Source organism: Streptomyces sp. NPDC001381 (assembly GCF_042895685.1).
Classification (GTDB): domain Bacteria; phylum Actinomycetota; class Actinomycetes; order Streptomycetales; family Streptomycetaceae; genus Streptomyces.
The window spans coordinates 124851-145045 of record NZ_JBIAWO010000001.1; the positions used below are offsets into that span (position 1 = coordinate 124851).

General features: G+C 72.0%; 17 protein-coding genes and 1 pseudogene. 5 read left to right on the forward strand and 13 right to left on the reverse strand.

Annotated elements, in window-relative coordinates:
* Positions 1-93 precede the first annotated feature (93 nt).
* The 4 genes from ACFY2L_RS00605 to ACFY2L_RS00620 form a co-directional block, all read right to left on the reverse strand.
* Positions 94-846 carry an MBL fold metallo-hydrolase gene (locus ACFY2L_RS00605; protein WP_390821153.1) on the reverse strand — a complete coding sequence of 251 codons (753 nt, stop codon included), beginning with the start codon at positions 844-846 and terminating at the stop codon, positions 94-96.
* A gap of 75 nt (positions 847-921) precedes the next feature.
* On the reverse strand, positions 922-1515 hold the full coding sequence (locus ACFY2L_RS00610) for a TIGR03086 family metal-binding protein (RefSeq protein WP_390656053.1): 594 nt from the start codon (positions 1513-1515) through the stop codon (positions 922-924).
* A gap of 157 nt (positions 1516-1672) precedes the next feature.
* Positions 1673-2836, reverse strand: coding sequence for a hypothetical protein (locus ACFY2L_RS00615; protein ID WP_390821154.1), 1164 nt, complete (start codon positions 2834-2836; stop codon positions 1673-1675).
* Positions 2833-3834, reverse strand: a complete 1002-nt coding sequence (locus tag ACFY2L_RS00620) for a 5-dehydro-4-deoxyglucarate dehydratase (RefSeq protein ID WP_390656051.1) — start codon at positions 3832-3834, stop codon at positions 2833-2835. Before ACFY2L_RS00620 ends, ACFY2L_RS00615 begins: the two co-directional genes overlap by 4 nt.
* 214 nt (positions 3835-4048) lie before the next feature.
* Here ACFY2L_RS00620 and ACFY2L_RS00625 point away from each other — a divergent pair, with 214 nt between their 5' ends.
* From ACFY2L_RS00625 to ACFY2L_RS00635, 3 genes are all read left to right on the forward strand, one after another.
* The gene (locus tag ACFY2L_RS00625) at positions 4049-4858 is read left to right on the forward strand and encodes an NAD-dependent epimerase/dehydratase family protein (protein WP_390821156.1); all 810 of its coding nucleotides are present in this window, start codon (positions 4049-4051) and stop codon (positions 4856-4858) included.
* A 194-nt stretch (positions 4859-5052) separates the two neighbouring features.
* Positions 5053-5823 carry a DeoR/GlpR family DNA-binding transcription regulator gene (locus ACFY2L_RS00630; RefSeq protein ID WP_390821157.1) on the forward strand — a complete coding sequence of 257 codons (771 nt, stop codon included), beginning with the start codon at positions 5053-5055 and terminating at the stop codon, positions 5821-5823.
* Positions 5824-5905: 82 nt separating this feature from the next.
* Positions 5906-7096 carry a TerD family protein gene (locus tag ACFY2L_RS00635; RefSeq protein WP_390821682.1) on the forward strand — a complete coding sequence of 397 codons (1191 nt, stop codon included), beginning with the start codon at positions 5906-5908 and terminating at the stop codon, positions 7094-7096.
* 2 nt (positions 7097-7098) lie between these two features.
* Here ACFY2L_RS00635 and ACFY2L_RS00640 read toward each other — a convergent pair.
* Positions 7099-7527, reverse strand: a pseudogene (locus ACFY2L_RS00640) (IS1380 family transposase); the annotation flags it as partial.
* 12 nt (positions 7528-7539) lie between these two features.
* A complete protein-coding gene (locus tag ACFY2L_RS00645; RefSeq protein WP_390821158.1) occupies positions 7540-8424 on the reverse strand; it encodes an NAD(P)-dependent oxidoreductase in 885 nt (294 codons plus the stop codon).
* A gap of 49 nt (positions 8425-8473) precedes the next feature.
* Between ACFY2L_RS00645 and ACFY2L_RS00650 the strand changes: the two genes are divergently transcribed.
* On the forward strand, positions 8474-8881 hold the full coding sequence (locus tag ACFY2L_RS00650) for a MerR family transcriptional regulator (RefSeq protein ID WP_390656047.1): 408 nt from the start codon (positions 8474-8476) through the stop codon (positions 8879-8881).
* Between the two features lie 125 nt (positions 8882-9006).
* Here ACFY2L_RS00650 and ACFY2L_RS00655 read toward each other — a convergent pair whose 3' ends face one another.
* The 5 genes from ACFY2L_RS00655 to ACFY2L_RS00675 form a co-directional block, all read right to left on the reverse strand.
* Positions 9007-10032 (reverse strand): 1-aminocyclopropane-1-carboxylate deaminase, encoded by a 1026-nt coding sequence (locus tag ACFY2L_RS00655; RefSeq protein WP_390656046.1) that lies wholly within the window; start codon positions 10030-10032, stop codon positions 9007-9009.
* A gap of 14 nt (positions 10033-10046) precedes the next feature.
* The gene (locus ACFY2L_RS00660; RefSeq protein ID WP_390656045.1) at positions 10047-10694 is read right to left on the reverse strand and encodes a GntR family transcriptional regulator; all 648 of its coding nucleotides are present in this window, start codon (positions 10692-10694) and stop codon (positions 10047-10049) included.
* Between the two features lie 84 nt (positions 10695-10778).
* Positions 10779-12362 (reverse strand): TROVE domain-containing protein, encoded by a 1584-nt coding sequence (locus ACFY2L_RS00665; RefSeq protein ID WP_390656044.1) that lies wholly within the window; start codon positions 12360-12362, stop codon positions 10779-10781.
* Positions 12363-12868: 506 nt separating this feature from the next.
* The gene (locus ACFY2L_RS00670) at positions 12869-14317 is read right to left on the reverse strand and encodes an alkaline phosphatase PhoX (RefSeq protein ID WP_390821160.1); all 1449 of its coding nucleotides are present in this window, start codon (positions 14315-14317) and stop codon (positions 12869-12871) included.
* Positions 14318-15231: 914 nt separating this feature from the next.
* Positions 15232-16671 (reverse strand): hypothetical protein, encoded by a 1440-nt coding sequence (locus ACFY2L_RS00675; RefSeq protein WP_390656042.1) that lies wholly within the window; start codon positions 16669-16671, stop codon positions 15232-15234.
* A gap of 248 nt (positions 16672-16919) precedes the next feature.
* Between ACFY2L_RS00675 and ACFY2L_RS00680 the strand changes: the two genes are divergently transcribed.
* Complete coding sequence (locus ACFY2L_RS00680; protein ID WP_390821161.1) at positions 16920-18746, forward strand: endonuclease/exonuclease/phosphatase family protein; 1827 nt, start codon at positions 16920-16922, stop codon at positions 18744-18746.
* A 21-nt stretch (positions 18747-18767) separates the two neighbouring features.
* Here ACFY2L_RS00680 and ACFY2L_RS00685 read toward each other — a convergent pair whose 3' ends face one another.
* Together ACFY2L_RS00685 and ACFY2L_RS00690 are read right to left on the reverse strand one after the other, a co-directional pair.
* Positions 18768-19502, reverse strand: a complete 735-nt coding sequence (locus tag ACFY2L_RS00685; RefSeq protein ID WP_390821163.1) for an SRPBCC domain-containing protein — start codon at positions 19500-19502, stop codon at positions 18768-18770.
* A 20-nt stretch (positions 19503-19522) separates the two neighbouring features.
* Positions 19523-20131, reverse strand: a complete 609-nt coding sequence (locus tag ACFY2L_RS00690; RefSeq protein ID WP_390656039.1) for an ArsR/SmtB family transcription factor — start codon at positions 20129-20131, stop codon at positions 19523-19525.
* Positions 20132-20195: the final 64 nt, after the last annotated feature.

Genomic DNA, 20195 nt, shown 5'->3' on the forward strand with positions numbered 1-20195 from the left:
TGAAGGTAGGAGGGCGCCTGTGTTTCGTCAATGCTTCTGACAAAGGAAGTTGAGGTTGCGCCTCATGGGGCGTCAGAAGGGATCGGGAGGGGATCAGAACGGGATGGTCTCGCCCTCGCGCGCGGCGCGGGTCGGCCCGCCGAAGACGGCGGCGGCCCGGGCGGTCGCGGACTCCCTGGTCAGCGTGGGGCCGACGTGCGTGATGTACAGCTCGCGCACACCCGCCTTGCGGGCGGCGTCGCCGGCGTCCTCCGGCGTGAGGTGGACCTGTTCGCCCTCGCGATGCCGGTCGGTGTCGGCCTCGCACAGGAACATGTCCGCCCCGGAGGCGAGTTCACCGAGGGCGTCACAGGGCCCGCTGTCCCCGGAGTACGCGAAGATGCTCCCCTGGGACTCGGCGCGCAGACCGTAGGTCTCGGTGTCGTGCGCCACCGCGCGGGAGGTGAGGCGCACGTTCCAGTGCCGGACGGAGTGGCCGTCGTACAAGGGACGGAAGTCGAAGACGCCGCTCAGGAACCGTACGTCGGGACGCCCGAAGAAGCCGGCCAGGCGCCGGGCGCAGTCGGTGGGCGCGTACACCCGGACGGGGACGGGCGGGGTCATCCCGCCGTAGGCGAACGCGTAGGCGGCGGCGAGGAGATCGGCGCTGTGGTCGGCGTGCAGATGGGAGATCCAGATCGCCGTGAGCCGCTCCGGATCCGTGTGCCGCTGCAACTCGGCGAACGTTCCGGATCCCGCGTCCACCCATATCTCGGCGCCTCCGCCGCGCAGCAGGTAGCCGGAGCAGGGGCGGCCCGGCCGGGGGTGCGGGGAGGCGGTGCCGAGGACGGTGAGACTGAGGGGCATGCTGGGGAGCGTACGGATCTCCCGCGGCCGGGTGCGCCCTTATTCCGTATGTCTGGGCCAATCTCACAAGGCCGTCTACGGTGTCCAGCCCGGATCACGTCCGCTGAGCCCGACCGCCCGGTCGAGCAGCGGGGCGTCCTGCGGGACGGGCACGACGGGGCCGAAGATCCCGTCGCCCCGGTCCGACCCGTCGGCGGCCGCCCGCAGGAAGGCGTACGACGCCCGCAGCGCCGCCGGGTCGGGGGCGTACTCCTGGCCGGTGGCCCGGGCCAGGTCCCAGCCGTGGATCACCAGCTCGTCGGCGGCGACGGCGGCGGCGACCGCGCCGGGCATGTCGAGGCCGCCCGCACGGGTCATGCCGGTCCAGGCGGCGGGGTCCCGCCAGGCGTCGGCGAGTTCGTCGAGCAGCCGGGGCAGCGCGGTGCGCCAGCCGGGTCCGAGATCCGCCGCGGCGGCGTCGGGCGCGGTGTCGGTGAGGGACCCCGGCTCCTTGCGCGCGGCGTCCCGGAAGGCGGCGGCCAGGCCCGTGAGATGGCCGAGCATGTTGCGGACGGCGCACCCCGGACAGGGCGTGCCGCCCGCGAGCTGCTCGTCCCGGACGGCCGCCGCGAGGCGCGCCACGATCCTGGTCTGCGGTCCGAGGTCGAGTGTGGTCGTCGTGTCGGTCATACGGGGTGGACCGCCCGCACCCCCGGAACTCATCGCTCCCCCGAAAACACCGGTCCCGCCCACCGCAGGCGCCGGCCCTGCGGCTTTCCCCGGGGCGCCCCTGTTCGGCGGTCCCCCGTCGCCGGAATGTGCGGCACCTATCCCTGGGCGCCTCCGTTCAGCGGGCGCGCAGCGCCTCCCTCACGGCTGTCAGGTCCGCGTCGGAGGCGAGGCCCGCGTGGTACAGACGGATCTCCGTCGCGCCGAGTTCGCGCGCGCGGGCCGCGTCGGCCGTGAGCGTTCGCGGGCTGCCGCCCATGCCGGAGACGACGCCGAAGTTGGCGGCGATCACCGCGCCCTCGGCGCCCTGTTCGGCGAAGGGGGTCAGCAGGCCCGGCCCGCCGGCGCACGGCACCACCACACCGTCCGCGACGGACAGGACGTGGGCGGGGTCGACGCCGGGGTTGGCGCCGACGTGGTAGGTCACCGGGTCGGCGTGCAGCAGCACCTGGAAGCCGTCGGGGGCGGCCGCGCGGACGGCGGCGACGGCCGCCTCCTGGAGGGTGCGGGCGGTTTCGTCGCGCCACGCGCGTGTGGCCGCGGCCGTCTCCTCCCCGAGCAGCTTCTCGACGCCCGCCCAGCCCCCGTCGTCCGGCTCCCCCTGCCACAGCGGCCGGAGCGCCTCCCGTACGGCGGCGGCGAGCGCGTCGGCGTCCAGGCCCTGGGCGCAGTATCCGGCCCGGCAGGCGGGGCAGAAGCAGAGCGCCATCAGGTACTGGCCGGCGTCGCCGAGACCGACCCCACCGGTCTTGTCGTGGGCGTGCAGGTGCTGGAGGCCGTACCAGCCGAGGGACTCCAGTTCGGTGCCGCGCGCGCCGGGGCGTACCGCGGCCTCGGCGGCGAGGTCGACGAGGTACGCGCGCGTGGCGGGCTGGGCGATGCAGGGCGCCCAGGGGTAGCGGTCGCCGTAGGCGTTGACGACGGAGGTCCGCGGATGGTCGGCGCCCAGCCGGGAGTTGTGGGCGAGGACGACCCAGGTGTGCACCTCCAGGCCGGTGTCCGCGAGGGCCCGGGCGGCCTCGCCGTACGCGTCGCCGGGGGCCCAGTCGCCGGCCGCGTACGGGCGCAGCTCCCGGCCCTCCCAGCGGCCGTCCACGGGGTACAGCACGGCCGCGTGCTCGGCGGTGACGATGCGGTGGCGCGGGTGGCGGGGGGTGAGGGCGCGGGTGGAGTGGTAGGCGGCGGCGAGGGTCACCTGTTCCACGCCCAGGGAGGCGATGCGGGCCGGGGCCTCGGGATCGCCGATGACGTCCCAGGGGTAGACGAACGTCGACGCCTTCACTTGTCCTCCTCCAGGAGCGCGTGCCCGCGCTCGATCACCCGGGCGAGCTGCTTGACATGATCCTCGCTCGGTTCGTGCAGCGGCGGGCGGACTTCGCCGACGTCCAGCCCGCGCAGCCGCACGCCCGCCTTGACGAGGGAGACGGCGTAACCGCGGCCCTGGGCGCGCAGTTCGACGAAGGGGCGGTAGAAGCCGTCGAGCAGGCGGTGGGCGGTGGCCTCGTCGCCGGTGGCGAGCGCGCGGTGAAAGGCGAGGGCGATCTCGGGGGCGAAGCAGAACACGGCGGAGGAGTAGAGGGTGATGCCCAGGGCGCGGTACGCGAGCTGGGTCTGCTCGGCGGTCGGCAGGCCGTTGAAGTAGAGGAAGTCGCCGGGGGCCTCGGTGCGTACGGCGCTGACGATCCGCTGCATGAGGTCGAGGTCGCCGAGACCGTCCTTGAGTCCGATGATCCCGTCGGTGCGGGCGAGTTCGACGACGGTGGCGGGGGTGAAGACGGCGTTGTCGCGCTGGTAGACGATCACGGGCAGTCCGGTGGCGGCCGCCACCTCCCGGTAATGCCGCAGCAGGCCCTCCTGGGCGGCGACGACCAGGTAGGGCGGCATGGCGAGCAGTCCGTCGGCCCCGGCCGCCCGCGCCAGCCTCGCGTAGCGCACGGCGAGGGCGGTCCCGTACCCGGCGCCCGCGACGACCGGCACCCGTCCGCCGGTCTCCTCGACGGCCGCCCCGACGCAGGCCTCGAACTCCTCCGGCGTGAGCGCGTGGAACTCCCCCGTGCCGCAGCAGGCGAACACGGCGGCGGCGCCGGCCTCCACGCCCCGGCGCACGTGCGCGCGGTAGACGTCGAGGTTCACGGAGCCGTCGGCGCCGTAGGCCGTGACGGGGAAGAACAGCGGTCCGCTGGGGACGCGGAGGCGTGCGGAGAGAGGGGCGGCGAGAGGGGCTGACGTCACGGGCTCTCCCTGGAACGACGCGTGCGTTCTTCTGACCAGTGTCCACATTTCTGAACACGCTCACCCTAGGGAGCGGGTTCCGGCCCGGTCAAGCGCGGACACGGCACGTCAGGGCCGGAATCGCCAGGTCCGCGGGACACTTGACGGAGGACGCGGGAGATCCTTAGCGTGTCCAAGCATGTGAATATCGTCCATGCATGCGGCCGTACAACGCGGTCCGTGCATGCGGCGGTCCGGCCGTCGACCGCAAGGAGACCCGAGGATGCCCGCTCCCCGTACCGTCCTGCTCACCGGCGCCGCCGGCGGCCTCGGCACGCTGATGCGGGACCTGCTCCCCGACTACGGCTACGCACTGCGCCTGCTCGACCTGCGCCCCGTCGAGGGCGAGCCGGACGCGATCGTCGCGGACCTCGCCGACCGGGAGGCCCTGAGGGAGGCGGTCCGGGGCGTCGACGCGATCATCCACCTCGCGGGCATCTCCCTGGAAGCCCCCTTCGAGAAGATCCTGAAGGCCAACATCGAGGGGACGTACAACCTGTACGAGGCCGCCCGCGAGGAGGGCGTCGGACGGATCGTCTTCGCCTCCTCGAACCACGCCGTCGGCTTCACCCCCCGCCCCCGCGGCGACGACCCCCTGATCCCGGTCGACACGCCGCACCGCCCGGACACCTTCTACGGCCTGTCCAAGTCCTTCGGCGAGGACCTCGCCCAGCTCTACTGGGACAAGCACGGCCTGGAGACGGTGTCGGTGCGCATCGGCTCCTGCTTCGCCGAGCCGACCAGCGTGCGGATGCTGTCGGTGTGGATGAGCCCGGCCGACGGCGCCCGTCTCCTGCACGCGGCCCTGACCGCCGAGGACGTCGGCCACACGGTCGTTTACGGCTCCTCCGCCAACACCCGCCTGTGGTGGGACCTGTCGTCGGCGCGGGCGCTCGGCTACGAGCCGCAGGACGACTCCGAGCCGTACGCCGAGAAGCTGATCGCCGAGCAGGGAGAGCTGGACCCGGACAACATCGCGCACGCCTGCCTGGGCGGCCACTTCGTCAGCGACCCGCCGATCTGGCCGTACTGACGGGACGCCCCGCCCCGGGCCGGGACGCACCCTCCCGCCTGTCCCCGGCCCGCCTGTCCCCCGGCCCGCCGGTCCCCCGGCCCGCCGGTCCGCAACAGACCTGGTCCACCGCCGCACACCCGCTGTAGAAATTCCCCCATGGGCCCGCGGGGCCCGAACGGGCAGTCCGGGGGGGGAAGCGAGGAGGTGTGGTCATGACCCCGAGAACGGCGGAGGAGCGGCAGCGGGAGATCGTGCGCTCCGCCCGTGCCACCGGCTCCGTCGACGTCGCGGCACTCGCCGCCGAACTGGGTGTGGCCAAGGAGACCGTACGGCGGGATCTGCGCGCCCTGGAGGACCACGGCCTGGTCCGCCGTACGCACGGCGGCGCCTATCCCGTCGAGAGCGTCGGCTTCGAGACGACGCTCTCCTACCGCGCCACCAGTCACGTGCCCGAGAAGCGCCGGATCGCGGCCGCCGCGGCCGGACTGCTCGGGGAGGCCGAGACGGTCTTCGTCGACGAGGGCTTCACCCCGCAGCTCATCGCCGAGGCCCTGCCCCGGGACCGGCCGCTGACCGTGGTCACCGCCTCCCTGCCGGTCGCGGGCGCGCTCGCGGAAGCCGAGAACACCTCGGTGCTGCTGCTCGGCGGCCGGGTGCGGCCCGGCACCCTCGCGACCGTCGACCACTGGACGACGAAGATGCTGGCCGGCTTCGTGGTCGACCTCGCCTACATCGGCGCCAACGGCATCTCCCGCGAGCACGGTCTGACCACGCCCGACCCCGCGGTCGGCGAGGTCAAGGCGCAGGCGATCCGGGCCGCGCGCCGCACCGTGTTCGCGGGCGTGCACACCAAGTTCGGAGCGGTGACCTTCTGCCGGTTCGCCGGGATCGACGCGCTGGAGGCGATCGTGACGAGCACCCTGCTGCCCTCGGCCGAGGCCCAGCGGTACGCGCTGCTCGGTCCGCAGGTCATCCGCGTCTGAACGCGAGGAGCACGGGCGGGCCCGTTCGGCCCAGGTAAGGGAACGGCAAAGTGGTCTCGTTCGTTCACCCGGCATGACAGCTATGACCCCCGGCTCGAACATCCCTCTCCCCGTCGTGCGCGTGACGGTGGACGTCGCCGCACCGGTGCGGCTCGACGTATCGGGCCTGCTGCTCACCGCCGACGGCAAGGTGCGCTCCGACGACGACTTCATCTTCTACAACCAGCCGAGCGGACCGGGGGTGACGTACCGCTCGGGCGGCGGCACGGCACCCGACGCGATCACCGTCGACACGTCCGCGGTCCCGCCCGGCATCGAGAAGATCGTCGTCACCGCGAGCCCGGACGCCGCGGGCCAGACGTTCCAGGGCATCGAACCGACGGCCACGATCCGCGGCGCGGACGACAACAGCGTCCTGGCGACCTTCACACCCCCGCAGCTCGGCACCGAGACGGCACTGGTGGTCGTGGAGATCTACCTGCGCAACGGCGTCTGGAAGGCCCGTGCGGTGGGCCAGGGGTACGCCGACGGTCTGGCCGGCATCGCCACCGACTTCGGCGTCTCGGTGGAGGAACCGGCGGCACCGGCCCAGCCCGCGGCGCCCGCGGCGCCCGCGGCGCCCGCGGCGCAGGCAGCGGTCACCCCGCCGGCCCCGCCGATGCCCCAGGCGCCGCCCCCGCCCGCCCCCGGCGCCGGGAAGATCAACCTGGACAAGGGCCGCGTCAGCCTCCAGAAGAACCAGACCGTCTCCCTCGTCAAGGGCGGCCGCCCGCTGCTCTCGCAGGTCAAGATGGGGCTCGGCTGGGAACCGGCGTACCGCGGCAAGGACATCGACCTCGACGCGTCCGTCATCGCCTACGGTCCGCAGCGCAACCACATCGACAGCTGCTACTTCGGCAAGCTGTCCATCGTGAACGGCGCGATCAAGCACTCCGGCGACAACCTCACCGGTGAGGGCGGGGGCGACGACGAGGTGATCGTCGTCGACCTGGGGCGGATCCCCCAGGAGGTCACCGGCCTGGTCTTCACCGTCAACTCCTTCTCCGGCCAGAAGTTCACCGAGGTCGCCAAGGCGTACTGCCGCCTCCTGGACGCCGCCTCCGGGGAGGAACTCGTCCGCTTCGACCTCACCAACGCCGAGGCCCAGACGGGCGTGATGATGGCCAAGCTGATCCGCCAGTTCTCGGGCGAGTGGGAGATGACGGCGATGGGCCAGTTCGTGAAGGCGCGCACGGTACGCAACATGGTCCAGCCGGCGGCCCAGGCCCTGTAGCACCCACGGCGGGAGGGTGACACCGCCGCCGCAGCGGCCGGCCTTGCGCCGCCGCTGCGGTCCGGCCCGCCATCGCGCCACACGTACCCCCGCCGGCACGCAAAGCAGGTCAGCCGATGGCCGTCGGCGCCGGTGAAGCGCAACTGGGCGCCGGGGAGCGGACGTTCCTTGCCATACGTCATCTTCCAGGTCGCGGCGGCGTCCTGCTTGTCCGAGTGCGCGATGACCAGCACTCCGTCGATGTCCACGACCACCTGCCCGCCCGCGTCCGGTGCCACCTCGCCCGCCGGCTGCCACACCCGCTCGCGAACTTCGGCCCGCGCGGCCCGGATCTCGGACAGGGACCACTGCCCAGCCGCGGCCAGGACATCGACCAGCCGGGACACCGTCCGATCCGAGGCCACCGGACCAAACACCCCAGTGCGGTCGCGAGCGCCAATCGGTCAGTCGTTGCGGGGTTTGCCGAACTCTTCTATCAGCACGGGGTACTGCTCCCCACCGTGTCCGGCGGTGATCGCGCGGTCGGCCATCGCCTTGATCAACTTCGGCAGTTCGGCGTTGACACCCACCGCCTCGCTCTCCTCGATCAAGTGAGCCATCGCCCGCGCGTCGGTCTCCAGGGCCGACACCTCGGCCGGGAAGGAGCCGCTGTCGATCTGCTGGGCATACCCAGGCAGCCATTCGGCCACACCGGTAGCGATCTGCTGCGCGAACGGCGCATACGTGGCGGCGTCAACACCGGCCGTCCTGAGCAGGGCGGTGCCCTGCAGCCAGGCGTTCAGGACGCTCCACATCATGGCCAGGCCAGCCACGTCGTACAGGGATGCCAGCCCATGGTCCGCGCCAAGGTAGGTGACGGTGCCGAGCGCGTCGAGTGTTGACCTGTGCGCCTCGAAGTCCGACTGCGGCCCGCTGTGCAGGATCACCGCATCGGCGCTGCCGATCGCCGGCGGGATGGCCATGATGGCGCCGTCCAGGTAATGGGCGCCGCGCTGCTCGGCCCATTGGGCGGCTTCCCGAGCCTGGGTCGAGTCGCCCGAGGTCAGGTTGATCAACATCGTGCCGCGCAGCTCGATATCGCTCGCGCCGAGCAGCTCGTGCATGGCCTGGTAGTCGGTGACGCAGATGATCGTCAGGGCACCTGCCCTGATCGCGTCGCCGACCGTTGGCGCCAACCGTGCACCCAGGGCCACCAGTTGGTCGGCCTTGGAGGTCGTGCGGTTCCACACGGTTGTGGGATGCCCGGCTTTCAGGAACGCTCCGGCGAGTGCCTGGCCCATCAGTCCAAGTCCGATGACCGTCACGGGTGTTCCGGGTTTGTTGTTCATGGCAGCATCGTCAACGTTGATACCGGCGTGAAGGTCAAGTGAGGTTTCGATGCGAATCGGGGAACTGAGCCGCCGGACGGGCGTCCATGCCCATCAGTTGCGCTACTACGAGGCCCAGGGCCTGCTGGAGGCAGACCGCGGTGCGAACGGATACCGCGAGTACGCCGAGAACGCCGTGCTGCGGGTGACGCAGATCCGGCACCTGCTTGGTGCCGGTTTGTCCTGCGAGGACATCGCGTACTTGCTGCCCTGTGTGGTCGGGGAGGCCCCGGAGCTGCTCGGGTGTCCCGAGTCGCTGGCCGCGATGAGGTCACGGCTGCGGCGACTGGACGATCAGATCAACAGACTCGCTCAGTCCCGCGACGCTCTTGCCGGCTACATCCACGCGGCCGAGCGATTGGGCGACGAGACCTATCCACCATTCGACGGTGCCGACCTGGAGCCCGTCCCCGCCTGAGCAGCCGGGGCGCCCCTCTCCCCCGAGGTGGACGGAGCCTTCGACCAGCCCCGTCCTCCCAGGTCAGCAGGGCTTCCACCCATTGGATCAGCATCCGGAGCGCCCAACATCGTGAAAGCCCCGGGCTAGAACAGCGCGCTGTACGCGTTGAGTGCGGGCTGGCCGCCCAGGTGGGCGTACAGGACGGTGGAGTCGGGGGCGATCTCGCCACGGGTGACCAGGTCGACGAGGCCGGCCATCGACTTGCCCTCATAGACGGGGTCGGTGACCATGCCCTCGGTCCGGGCGGCGAGCCGCATCGCCTCCAGGGTCGTCTCGTCGGGAACGCCGTAGACGCCCGCGTGGTACCGCTCGTCCAGCTCGATGTCGTCGACGGTCACCTCGCGGGTGAGTCCGATGAGGCGGCCGGTGCGGTGGGCGATACGGGCGATCTGCTCGCGGGTCTCGGCGGGCTTGGCCGAGGCGTCGATCCCGATCACCCGACGGGGGCGGCCACCGGCCTCCTCCAGCGCCGCGAAACCGGCGACCATGCCGGCCTGGGTCGAACCGGTCACCGAGCACACGATCACGGTGTCGAAGAAGACGCCCGCCGCACGCTCCTGCTCGGCCACTTCGTACGCCCAGCCGGCGAAGCCGAGGCCGCCCAGCGGATGGTCGGAGGCCCCGGCCGGAATGGCGTACGGCTTGCCGCCCGACTCCTCGACCTCCCGCAGCGCCTGCTCCCAGCTCTCCTTGAAGCCGATCCCGAACCCGGCGCGCACCAGCCGTACGTCGGCGCCGGCCAGCCGGCTGATCAGGATGTTGCCGACCTTGTCGTACACGGCGTCGGGCCACTCCACCCAGCTCTCCTGCACCAGCACGCACTTCAGCCCGGCGCGGGCGGCCACGGCGGCGACCTGACGGGTGTGGTTGGACTGCACGCCGCCGATCGACACCAGCGTGTCGCAGCCCTGGGCGAGCGCGTCCGCGACCAGGTACTCCAGCTTGCGGGTCTTGTTCCCGCCGTACGCGATCGGGGAGTTGCAGTCCTCCCGCTTGGCCCAGAGGGCCGCCCCGCCGAGACGGGCGGTCAGACGCTCCAGCGGGTGCACCGGCGAGGGGCCGAAGAGGAGGGGGTAACGCTCGTACGAGGAGAGGGACTTCGGGGCCATGGAGCCTCCTTGGCTCAGTCGGTGTCGGCCAGGTCGGCCAGGGTGCGCCAGATCTCCGCCGTGACCTGGACGGCCTCGTCCACGTCACCGCCGGCGCAGGCCTCGATCAGCCGGCCGTGCAGCCCGGCCGAACGGCAGGTGCCGCCCTCGCCGAAGCGTCGTCGCTCCAGCCGCCGGATCAGGGGGGTGTAGCGGGCGATGGTGGCGGCGGCCGCGCGGTTGCCGGCGGCGCGGACGAGGATGTCGTGCAGGTCGTCGTCGGCGCTCAGCGCGGCGTCCACGTCCCCGGCCCGCACGGCGGCGGCGAACCGCTCGTTGGCCGTGCGCATCCCCTCGACGTCCGCCGCGAACAGCCGGGGCACCGCGACCCGGGTGACCAGCTCGTGCATGGCGCCGACCACGGCCGCCGCGTCCCGCACGTCGGCGGCGACGACCGGCGTCACCCGTGTGTAGCTCTGCGGCTTGCTCTCCAGGAGCCCCTCGTCCACCAGCCGCGAGAACGCCTCCCGCACCGGCGCCCGCGACAGCCCGAGCCGCTCGGCGAGCTCGGCGTCCCGCACCACCGCCCCGGGCTCGAGCTCCCCGGACACGATGGCGTCCCGGATCGAAGCGTAGGCGCGGTCCCTGAGCAGGGTGCGCTGGACGGGTCGCATGGCCTCCACGACTGAAATGTTAGATGTCAGTCCTCGCCGTGCACAAGGGTGCGGCCCGCACCCCCGAGGGAGTGCGGGCCACGCGGTCGGCGCTCAGGCAGCCCAGGGCCAGTCGGCGTCCCGGGCGGCCTCCAGGAGAGGCACCAGCCGGAAGGCCGCGTCCGAGAGACCTCCGAAGGTGTGACGGTTCGCCTTGCCCGACGGGCCGTGACCCGCCCGGTGGCCGGCGAGGTTCCAGGTGTAGACCGGCACGTTCGCCGGCACCTGCTCGGTCGGGTCACCGTTGCGGTGGTGGGTGTACTGCTCGTCGGTGACGATCAGCACCCGGTCCTGCCCCCGGTAGTGGGCGCGGATCGCCCCGGTGGTGTCGGTGCCGCCCAGGTCGCCGAAGCGCCCGAGGATCTTGAGCACCGACTCGCCCTTGCGGATCGCGAGGCGCTTGCTCGTGGTTCCGAACTCCACGAGATCCGCCTTCGCCGCCCGCAGCGCCAGCGCCGTGCCGAAGATCGCCGCCGCGTCGGCCCGGTTGAGTTCCGAGCGGTCCGACAGCCGCGAGTAGAACATCGAGCCCGAACGGTCGACGAGCACCAGCGTACGGCCGGGCAGCGCGGGCACGTTGGCCAGCGAGTGGCCGAGCGCCTGCTCCAGCGGGTACGACCAGCGCAGCGAGGGCGCGTGCTGGTACGCGGCGAGGTACCGGAAGGGGAACTGCCGCGACCGGGCGACCTCGGCGGGGTCGCTGATCCTGGCCGCCACCCGGGCCGCGACCTCGTCGGACACGCCGGCCTGGTCGAAGTTCCGCAGGTTGCGGACCAGTGCCATGGCGCCCATGGACGGAATCACGGCCTCCCAGGCCGCCTTGTCCATCGGCCCCTGGAGCCACCCGGCCAGCGCCTCCCAGGTGATGCCGGCCGCGGCCAGCCGCTCGGCACCGTCGGCCGCCGTGACCACCGCGCGCCGCTCCGCCACCGGCAGCGCCATCAGCTCACGGTGCGCGGTGAGCACACGGCTCGACGCGGGCGGCACCGCGGTGTCCGGGTGGTGCCGGCGGTCCAGGGCGTACTGGAACAGCTCGCCCTGCCACGGCTTGTCCGGGTCCGGGGCCGCGTGCACGAGGTTGAGGATGTCGCCGAAGCGGTAGCCCTTGGACGCGGTGTCGTACTTCAGCAGCGACGTGCCGTGGTACAGGCGCCGTACGGCGTCGGCGATCCCCCGCTTGACGGGCTTGGGCACGTTGCGGCCGTACATCGCCGTCCAGTACGCGAGCAGTTCGCCGGGCTCGTCGGGGCGCTGCAGCACGGAGGCGACGACCTGGCGGTTCGACGGGCCGTCGGTCGCGCCCGCGTCGAGGCGTGCCTTCACGTACTCGGCGGCGCCCACGATCGAGGCCGTACGGAGGTTGCCCTCGCCGCGCAGCCAGCCGAGGAGGCCGGCGGTCCAGGCCGGGTCCTCGACGGCGAGCCGCCGTACCAGCCGCGCGAAGCGGTCGTCGCGGTCGGCGCCGGTCTCGTAGAAGGTCTGCTGTGACACGAAGTTGGCGACGGCGAGCAGGAAGAGCTCGGAGCGCGCCTCGCGCTCGTGTCCGCGGCCGCCCTCATAGGTGCGGAGCACTCGGCCCGTCGACGTCACCCGCGAAGTGGGCTGCGCCTTCGCGCCCTTCGTGTTGAATCGCGCCATGGTGAATTCCCCCGAATTCTGGTTCTGTTTCGGAGGGAGGCACAGCAGATGGAGGGTGTCCGAGGTCAGAGGTCGGCGACGGGACTGACGCCTGGCGCGTCTTCCTGTTCCGCCACATCGGCGCCGGGCCGACGACGGGATTCGAACCCGTACCAATTTCTTGACCAGGTCCCTGAAGTATCCGCTGCCTGCGCACCGGGCACCCACCATGTGCTGCGCCTCCCGAGATCAGGTCGGCGGCGGCATCGGATTCTCTTTGGAAAAGAAGTAGCCGCAGCCCGCGCACCGGGAGGTGCGATGAAGTTGTGGTGTCCAGAGATCGAGGTCGGCGGAACCGACGTAGGTGCTCTGACCCCTGAGCTACACCGGCCGGTTGTACCGGTGGCGGGACTCGAACCCGCGACCGCCCCATTATCAGTGGAAGTAGGTCCTGCCTTCGCACCTGGACGTTCATCACTTTAGGAGGGCGGCCGCGGGCCGAGCGAGCGAATTAATTCGGCGGAACGTCAGCCGCGCTTCTGCCGCTTCCACGGCCCCGTGATCGCCAGCATGATTCCCGGGTCCTGGATGTTGGCGAACAGGGTCCGGCCGTCGGGTGAGAAGGTGACGCCGGTGAACTCGCTGTACTCCGGCTCCTCCACGGTGCCGATGTTGAGTTCGTTGCGGGCGATCGGGTAGGTGCGGCCGCTGTCGGTGGCGCCGAAGAGATGCTGGATTCCCTCGCCGTCCTCCGCGATGACCAGACCGCCGTACGGGGAGACCGTGATGTTGTCCGGGCCGTCGAAGTGGCCGTCCGCGTCCGGGTCCGGGTTGACGCCGAGCAGGACCTTCAGGGTGAGGGTGCGGCGCTTGGGGTCGTAGAACCAGACGGCGCCGTCGTGCTGGACGGGGCTCTCGTCACGGGCGTACGAGGAGACGATGTAGGTGCCGCCGTCGCCCCACCACATGCCCTCCAGCTTGCGGGCGCGGGTGATCTGGCCGTCGGTGAACTGCTTGCGGACGGACGTGGTCTTCGCGTCGCGGTCGGGTACGGTCACCCAGTCCACGCCGTACACCGTGCCGATCTTCGTGGCGCGGGAGAGGTCGTCCACGAACTTGCCGCCGGAGTCGAAGCACTTGAAGGCCTGGAGCACACCGGCGTCGTCGCCGAGGGTGCGCAGCCTGCCGCGGCCGTGGCGGAAGCCCTCCGGCGGGGTCCAGCGGTAGAGGAGGCCGTTGGGGCCCGAGGCGTCCTCGGTGAGGTAGAGGTGGCCGCGCCGGGGATCGACCACGACCGCCTCGTGGGCGTAACGGCCCAGCGCCTTGAGGGGCTTGGGGTCCCTGTTGGCGCGCCGGTCCTCGGGGTCGACCTCGAAGACGTAGCCGTGGTCCTTGGTCATGCCGTTCTGGCCGGCCTTGTCCTCGGTCTCCTCGCAGGTGAGCCAGGTGCCCCAAGGGGTGTTGCCACCGGCGCAGTTGGTGGAGGTGCCCGCGATGCCGACCCACTCGGCGACATGGCCGCCGGGACGCACCTCGACGACCGTGCAGCCGCCGGACGCGGCCGGGTCGTAGACCAGGCCCTCGGTGAGCGGGACGGGGTACTTCCAGGCCGACCGGGGGCCCTTCAGCTCGTGGTTGTTGACCAGGAGGGTCGCCCCGCGCGGGCCGTCGAAGGTGGAGGTGCCGTCGTGGTTGGAGGGGGTGAACTCGCCCGACTCCAGCTTGGTCCTGCCGCTGTAGGTGATGATCTCGTACGTGAACCCGGCGGGCAGCGCGAGGATGCCGTCGGGGTCGGGGACCAGCGGCCCGTAGCCGACCCCGCAGTGTGCGGCCGCGGACTCCGCCGTCGCGCTCTCGGTCTCCGTGGAGGCGAGGGCGTTCGGCGCGGTGGCGAGGGCGCCGACACTGCCCGCCAGTGCCACCCCGGCACCGGTGAGCGCGGAGTGTCTGGCGAAGTCCCTGCGGGTGAGCGACATGGTGTCTCCTGAGACGGTGGGTGTGCCGTGGAGGGTGGCGGACCTCGGTTCCGGCGCCACCGTCCCGCCCACGCCTGAACAGCGGTTGAACGGAGGACGGCGCGGGGGGACCCGGTTCCATGAACCCGCCCGCATCCAGCCGCCGGGCCGAAACGGCGGGAACCCCGACGAGCCCTTCCTCGGCAGGGCCGGAGCCCCGAGGAACCCCGCCTCGGGCGGGACACGAGCCGAAACGCCTCCCCGAACGCGACCGGAGCCCGAGGACGCCTCACCGGACAGGACCGAAGCCCGCAGACACCTCACCCCGGCCGGCACACAGGCCCGAAGCCACCTCCCTGGACGGGACGGGAGCCGAGATGGCCCCCTCGGCGGGACTGGACCCCCGAAAGCCCCCTCACCAGGGTGGAAGCCCGAAGCGGTGGCCCGCGCGGACAGCGTGGAAGCCAAGACGCCCAGCCTCCCGGGGCAAGAGACCAGATGCCCCGCGCCGGGCGAGAGCCGGTGACACCACCCCACCAGCGCGGAAACCGGTCACGCCCCCTCCCGGAACGGAACGCGACGAGGCCCACCCGCCGGGCGGGAAACAACGCCCCCCGTCGGACGGAAGCCACGGACGCGCCCCGCCAGGCCAGAACCCGGTCACGCCCCATCCCGGAACGGAACACGACGCGGCCCACCCGCCAGGCGGGACACCCTCCGCCGGGCGGAAGCCGCGGACCCGTCCCCGCCAGGGCAGAACCGGTCACGCCCCATCCCGGAACAGAGGCACGACGGGGCCCACCCGCCGGGCGGGTAACAACTCCCCCCCCCCCCCCGCCCAGCGGAAGCCGGGGACGCGCCCGCCAGGGCAGGAACCGGTGACGCTCCCTCACGGGGCGGAGGCCCCGGCCCCGACGGGCCCGGCAGGGGTCCGCTCAGCCGTTCTGTTGGGACCGCGCCTTGAAGGCCGCCTTGCGGGCTTCCTTGGCGATGCGCTTGTCCGGGTGGAGGCGGCCCATCGCCTCCAGGACGTCCGGGGTCGCGGGGTGCTCGACGCGCCAGGCGGCCGCGAAGAAGCCGCTGTGCTGCTGGGCGAGTCCCTCGACGAGGGCCTGCAGCTCCTCGGAGTTGCCCTCGGCGGCGAGCTGCGCGGCCACCGTGTCGATGGTGAGCCAGAAGACCAGCTTCTCGGACGGGGCCGGTACGTCGGTGGCGCCCAGCTCGGTGAGCCACACCCGGGCGAGCCCGCCGAGCTCGGCGTCGTCGAGGACCTCGCGGACGGCGGGTTCGGCCTGGGCGCCCACCAGCGAGAGGGCCTGCTGGCAGCGCAGCCGGCGCAGGGGCGCGCCGGGGTCCGAGCCGCGGGCGGCGGCGAGCAACTCCCGTGCGGCGGCGACGGGTTCGCGGCGGGCCAGCCACTGCTCGGTCTCGGCGCGGGCGGCGCTCGGACCGTAGCCGGCGCTGCCGTCGAGGAGCACGTCGGCGCCCTTGTCGGAGAGTTCGCCGACGGCCGGCGCCTGGAAGCCGGCCTCCAGCAGGCGCGCCCGCAGCCCGTACAGGCCGAGCGGGGTGAGGCGGACCATGCCGTAGCGGGAGACGTCGGTCTCGTCGACCGGGGTCGCGGCGGGGTCCTCCGCGCTCTCTTCGGCGTCCCCCATCAGTGCCTCGTCGACGGGCTGGTAGACGACGAGGCCGACCGGCTCCAGGAGCCGGAACTGGTCGTCGAGGCGCATCATCGCGTCGGAGACCTGTTCCAGGACGTCGTTGGTCGGCTCGCTCATGTCGCCGGGGACGATCATGGAGGCGGCGAGCGCGGGCAGGGGGACGGGGCCGTCGCCGGGGCCGTCCTCGCCGGCGGTGAGCAGGTAGAGGTTGCCGAGCACACCGTTGAGGAACTCGGCCTCGCGCTCGGGGTCCCAGTCCAGCTGGGAGAAGTCGACGGCGCCGCCCTCGTCCATGGCGTCGATCAGCTCGTCGAGGTCGGGTACGGCCGCGTCGGCGATCACGGACTCCAGGGCGCCGAGCCAGACGCCGAGCACGTCGTGCGGGGCGCCGCCGGTCAGCCGGGCGAGGTCCTCGCCGGCCGTGACGGTGCCGGCCTCCTCGTCGACGGGCTCGACGAGCCCGATGTCCATGGCGATCCGCCAGGCCTCGCTCGCGTAGGCGGCGGCGTCGTCACCGGTCAGTCCGAGCACCTCGGCGGCGGCCGGCAGCTGTTCCTCGACCAGTTGGCCGCCGGTGTCGACGCGGGTGTCGGGGCCGGCCCAGCGGGCGAGCCGGGCGGCCCGGGAGAGCAACGGCGTGGACAGCGCGTCACGCGCCAGCTCCGCTTCGGGGTGCAGCCGTACGGGCGGCAGGGGGGAGCTGTCTGACATCGGCGGGTTCTCCTAGGGCGTCGTACCACTCAGGCGTTCAGCCTAGAGGGATTTCGACCCATCCCGTCCGGTTCATCTCCCCGTAGGGAGCCATACATGGCTCATTCCTTGACAACTGGCCTGATCAAGCAGGAGATTGACGCGCGTAGAAGTCGAGGGAACGAGTGTTCACTCATTTCTACGCGCGTCATACGCGCTCCCGCTCCATCCTCGTCCCGGCGCCCACGCATGTCCCCGGAGGGATCACGTTGCCGAGCAAGAAGTCCGCGCGCGTCGCCGCGCTCACCGTCGCCGCCGTCTGTTCCGCGGCGTCCACCGTCGCCCTCTCCTCCCCCGCGCAGGCGGACACGGTGGCCGTTCATGACATCCAGGGCACGACCCGGACATCGCCGTACGCCGGCCAGGCGGTGACGGGTGTGACCGGAATCGTCACCGGCATACGCACCTACGGCTCCTCCAGAGGTTTCTGGATCCAGGATCCGAACCCGGACGCCGACCCGGCCACCAGCGAGGGCGTCTTCGTCTTCACCAGCTCCGCCCCGAAGGTCGCGGTGGGCGACTCGGTCACGGTGAGCGGCACGGTCACGGAGTACGTCCCCGGCGGCGCTGCGTCCGGCAACCAGTCGGTCACCGAGATCACCAAGCCGACGGTGACCGTCGTCTCCGGCGGCAACGCGGTCCCGGCCGCCACGGTGATCGACGCGAAGTCGGTCCCGGCCGCCTACGCCCCGGCCGGCGACAGCGCCGCGAACAACTCCGTCAACGGGCTCACCCTGGAGCCCGGCAAGTACGCCCTGGACCACTACGAGTCCCTGGAGGGCATGAACGTCCAGGTCGCCGACGCCCGGGTGGTCACCGCCACCGACCCGTACAGCGAGCTGTGGGTGACGGTGAAGCCGCGGGAGAACGCCAGCCGGCGCGGCGGCACGGTGTACGGCTCCTACGCGTCGCAGAACACCGGCCGGCTGCAGATCCAGTCGCTGGGCCCGGCCGCCGGCTTCCCCGTGGCGAACGTCGGCGACACCCTGGCCGGCACCACCACCGGCCCGCTGGACTACAACCAGTTCGGCGGCTACACCCTGGTCGCGCACACCCTCGGCACGCTGAAGAGCGGCGGCCTGGAGCGGGAGACGACCGAGCGGCAGAAGAGGGGCGAGCTGGCGGTCGCGACGTACAACGTCGAGAACCTCGACCCGTCCGACGCCACCTTCGAGGAGCACGCCTCCGCGATCGTGGACAACCTGAAGTCGCCCGACATCGTGTCCCTGGAGGAGATCCAGGACAACAACGGCGCGAAGGACGACGGCACGACCGCCGCGGACGTCACCGTGACCAAGCTGATCGACGCGATCGTCGCGGCGGGCGGCCCGCGGTACGACTGGCGCTCCATCGACCCGGCCAACGACACCGACGGCGGCCAGCCGGGCGGCAACATCCGCCAGGTGTTCCTGTTCAACCCGGAACGGGTGTCCTTCACGGACCGCGCGGGCGGCGACGCGACGACGGCCGTCGGGGTGACGAAGGCGCACGGCAAGGCGCAGCTGACCGCGTCGCCGGGCCGTATCGACCCGGGGAACACCGCATGGGCGAGCAGCCGCAAGCCGCTGGTCGGCGAGTTCGTCTTCCGCGGCCGCACGGTCTTCGTGATCGCCAACCACTTCAACTCCAAGGGCGGCGACCAGTCGCTGCACGCGCAGTACCAGCCGGTGGTGCGCAGCTCGGAGACCCAGCGCCACCAGCAGGCGACGCTGGTCAACGCGTTCGTGAAGGACGTCCTCGACGCGCAGAGGAACGCGGACGTGGTCGCGCTCGGCGACATCAACGACTTCGAGTTCTCCGGCACCGCGAAGATCCTGGAGGGTGACGGCGAGCTGTGGTCGGCGATCAAGTCGCTGCCCAGGAGCGAGCGGTACACGTACGACTACCAGGGCAACCAGCAGGTCCTGGACCAGATCCTGGTGAGCCCGTCGATCCGGCGCGGCTGCGACGTCGAGTACGACAGCGTGCACATCAACTCGGAGTTCCACGACCAGATCAGCGACCACGACCCGCAGGTGCTGCGCTTCAAGCCGTGACCTCCGGCCGGCGGTCAGCGGTCAGCGGGGCCGGCTGAACACCCCGTCCAGCCAGCCCTGCCAGGCGTCCTCGTTCGCCTTGGCGTCGGCGTCCGGCGCGAAGTCGTGGACGCTGACGCCGACCGGGGCGCCCCAGTGGTTGCGCCCGAAGACACGGATCAGGGCGTCGCCGGTGCGCAGTCCGACGAAGTACGGGTTCCGGTAGTCGAGCACGGCGTCGAACTCGTGCGGACCGCGCACCGTCACCCGGGCGCCCGGGGCGGCGTCCTCCGCCAGCCCCAGAGCCCGCTCGACCTCGCCGAGCGCCCCGGGGGTGACACTGCCCTCGGGGCCGTTGAGCTGGGCGAACGTGACGGGGCGGGGCGCGAAGTGGGTGAGGTACTCGCGCAGGGTGTGCAGATAGAAGTCGGTGTGCCGGCTCGCTCCGTCGTACTGGTTGTCCCAGTCGTCGGTGAAGATCCCGCTGTGCACGTACCGCACCCAGGCGCGCCGGCCGCCGTCGCGCGGTTCGATGACGTGCTCGAGCTGGTTCACGCTCTGGACGGGGAAACCGACGTCCTCGCTGCGCAGGGTGAGGTGGTGCGGCGGGTCGTAGACGGTGACCGTGGAGCCGAAGGCCGCCGTGCCGCCGACCTTGGGCTCGGGCGGCTCCATCGGCCACAGGTACCCGCCGGTGCCGTTCGTGATCGCCTCCCACACCTCCTCGGGGGTGGCGTCGACCTCGAACTCGCGGGCGATCTCGAATTCCCTGGACATGTCGTTCTCCTGAAGTGTGCTCAGCGGCCGGTGAGTTCGGGGTTCTCCGGCTTGACCGTGGGATGGACCGCGACGACGATCCGGTGGTCGCGGCCGTCCTCGGCGCCGGGGGCGTCGTACTTGCGGACCAGGGCGGTGACCCCGGCGGTCAGTTCCTCGATGAAGGCGGCGCGGTCGGCGGCGGTGGCGAAGCGGACCTCGCCGTCCAGCGCGTACGTCGCCAGCCGCTTGCGGGCCTTCGTGGCGCCGGTGATCAGCGAGCCGACGTCCCGCACCAGGCGGGCGCCGAGCGCGAGCAGCCAGCGCGCGGAGAGCTGGTCGCGGAAGCGGTCGGGGTCGGGCTGGACCTCGGCGAGGGCGAGCGGCGAGATGACGTACGAGGCGGCGGTGGCGCGCATCAGCCGCTCGGTGACATTGCCCTTGCGGCGTTCGCCGGCCAGCTCGACCAGGCCGTGCCGCTCCAGTGCCTTCAGGTGGTAGTTCACCTTCTGCCGGGGCAGACCGACCTTTCCGGCCAGCATCGCCGCCGACGCGGGTCCCGCGGCCAGCTCGGCCAGCAGCCGGGCCCGTACGGGGTCCAGGGAGACGGCGGCGGCCGCGGGGTCCTCGATCACGGTGACGTCCAACATGCGTCCACCGTCTCACCGAAAACTTTTTTTGTCCAGGCGAGAAGAGTATTCGGTGGCTCTCCTG

Coding starts and splice junctions, on each gene's coding strand:
- ACFY2L_RS00605 (WP_390821153.1), bottom strand. CDS start 846: ATGCCCCTCAGTCTCACCGTCCTCGGCACCGCCTCCCCGCACCCCCGG.
- ACFY2L_RS00610 (WP_390656053.1), bottom strand. CDS start 1,515: ATGACCGACACGACGACCACACTCGACCTCGGACCGCAGACCAGGATC.
- ACFY2L_RS00620 (WP_390656051.1), bottom strand. CDS start 3,834: ATGTGGACACTGGTCAGAAGAACGCACGCGTCGTTCCAGGGAGAGCCC.
- ACFY2L_RS00625 (WP_390821156.1), top strand. CDS start 4,049: ATGCCCGCTCCCCGTACCGTCCTGCTCACCGGCGCCGCCGGCGGCCTC.
- ACFY2L_RS00630 (WP_390821157.1), top strand. CDS start 5,053: ATGACCCCGAGAACGGCGGAGGAGCGGCAGCGGGAGATCGTGCGCTCC.
- ACFY2L_RS00635 (WP_390821682.1), top strand. CDS start 5,906: ATGACCCCCGGCTCGAACATCCCTCTCCCCGTCGTGCGCGTGACGGTG.
- ACFY2L_RS00645 (WP_390821158.1), bottom strand. CDS start 8,424: ATGAACAACAAACCCGGAACACCCGTGACGGTCATCGGACTTGGACTG.
- ACFY2L_RS00650 (WP_390656047.1), top strand. CDS start 8,474: ATGCGAATCGGGGAACTGAGCCGCCGGACGGGCGTCCATGCCCATCAG.
- ACFY2L_RS00655 (WP_390656046.1), bottom strand. CDS start 10,032: ATGGCCCCGAAGTCCCTCTCCTCGTACGAGCGTTACCCCCTCCTCTTC.
- ACFY2L_RS00665 (WP_390656044.1), bottom strand. CDS start 12,362: ATGGCGCGATTCAACACGAAGGGCGCGAAGGCGCAGCCCACTTCGCGG.
- ACFY2L_RS00670 (WP_390821160.1), bottom strand. CDS start 14,317: ATGTCGCTCACCCGCAGGGACTTCGCCAGACACTCCGCGCTCACCGGT.
- ACFY2L_RS00675 (WP_390656042.1), bottom strand. CDS start 16,671: ATGTCAGACAGCTCCCCCCTGCCGCCCGTACGGCTGCACCCCGAAGCG.
- ACFY2L_RS00685 (WP_390821163.1), bottom strand. CDS start 19,502: ATGTCCAGGGAATTCGAGATCGCCCGCGAGTTCGAGGTCGACGCCACC.
- ACFY2L_RS00690 (WP_390656039.1), bottom strand. CDS start 20,131: ATGTTGGACGTCACCGTGATCGAGGACCCCGCGGCCGCCGCCGTCTCC.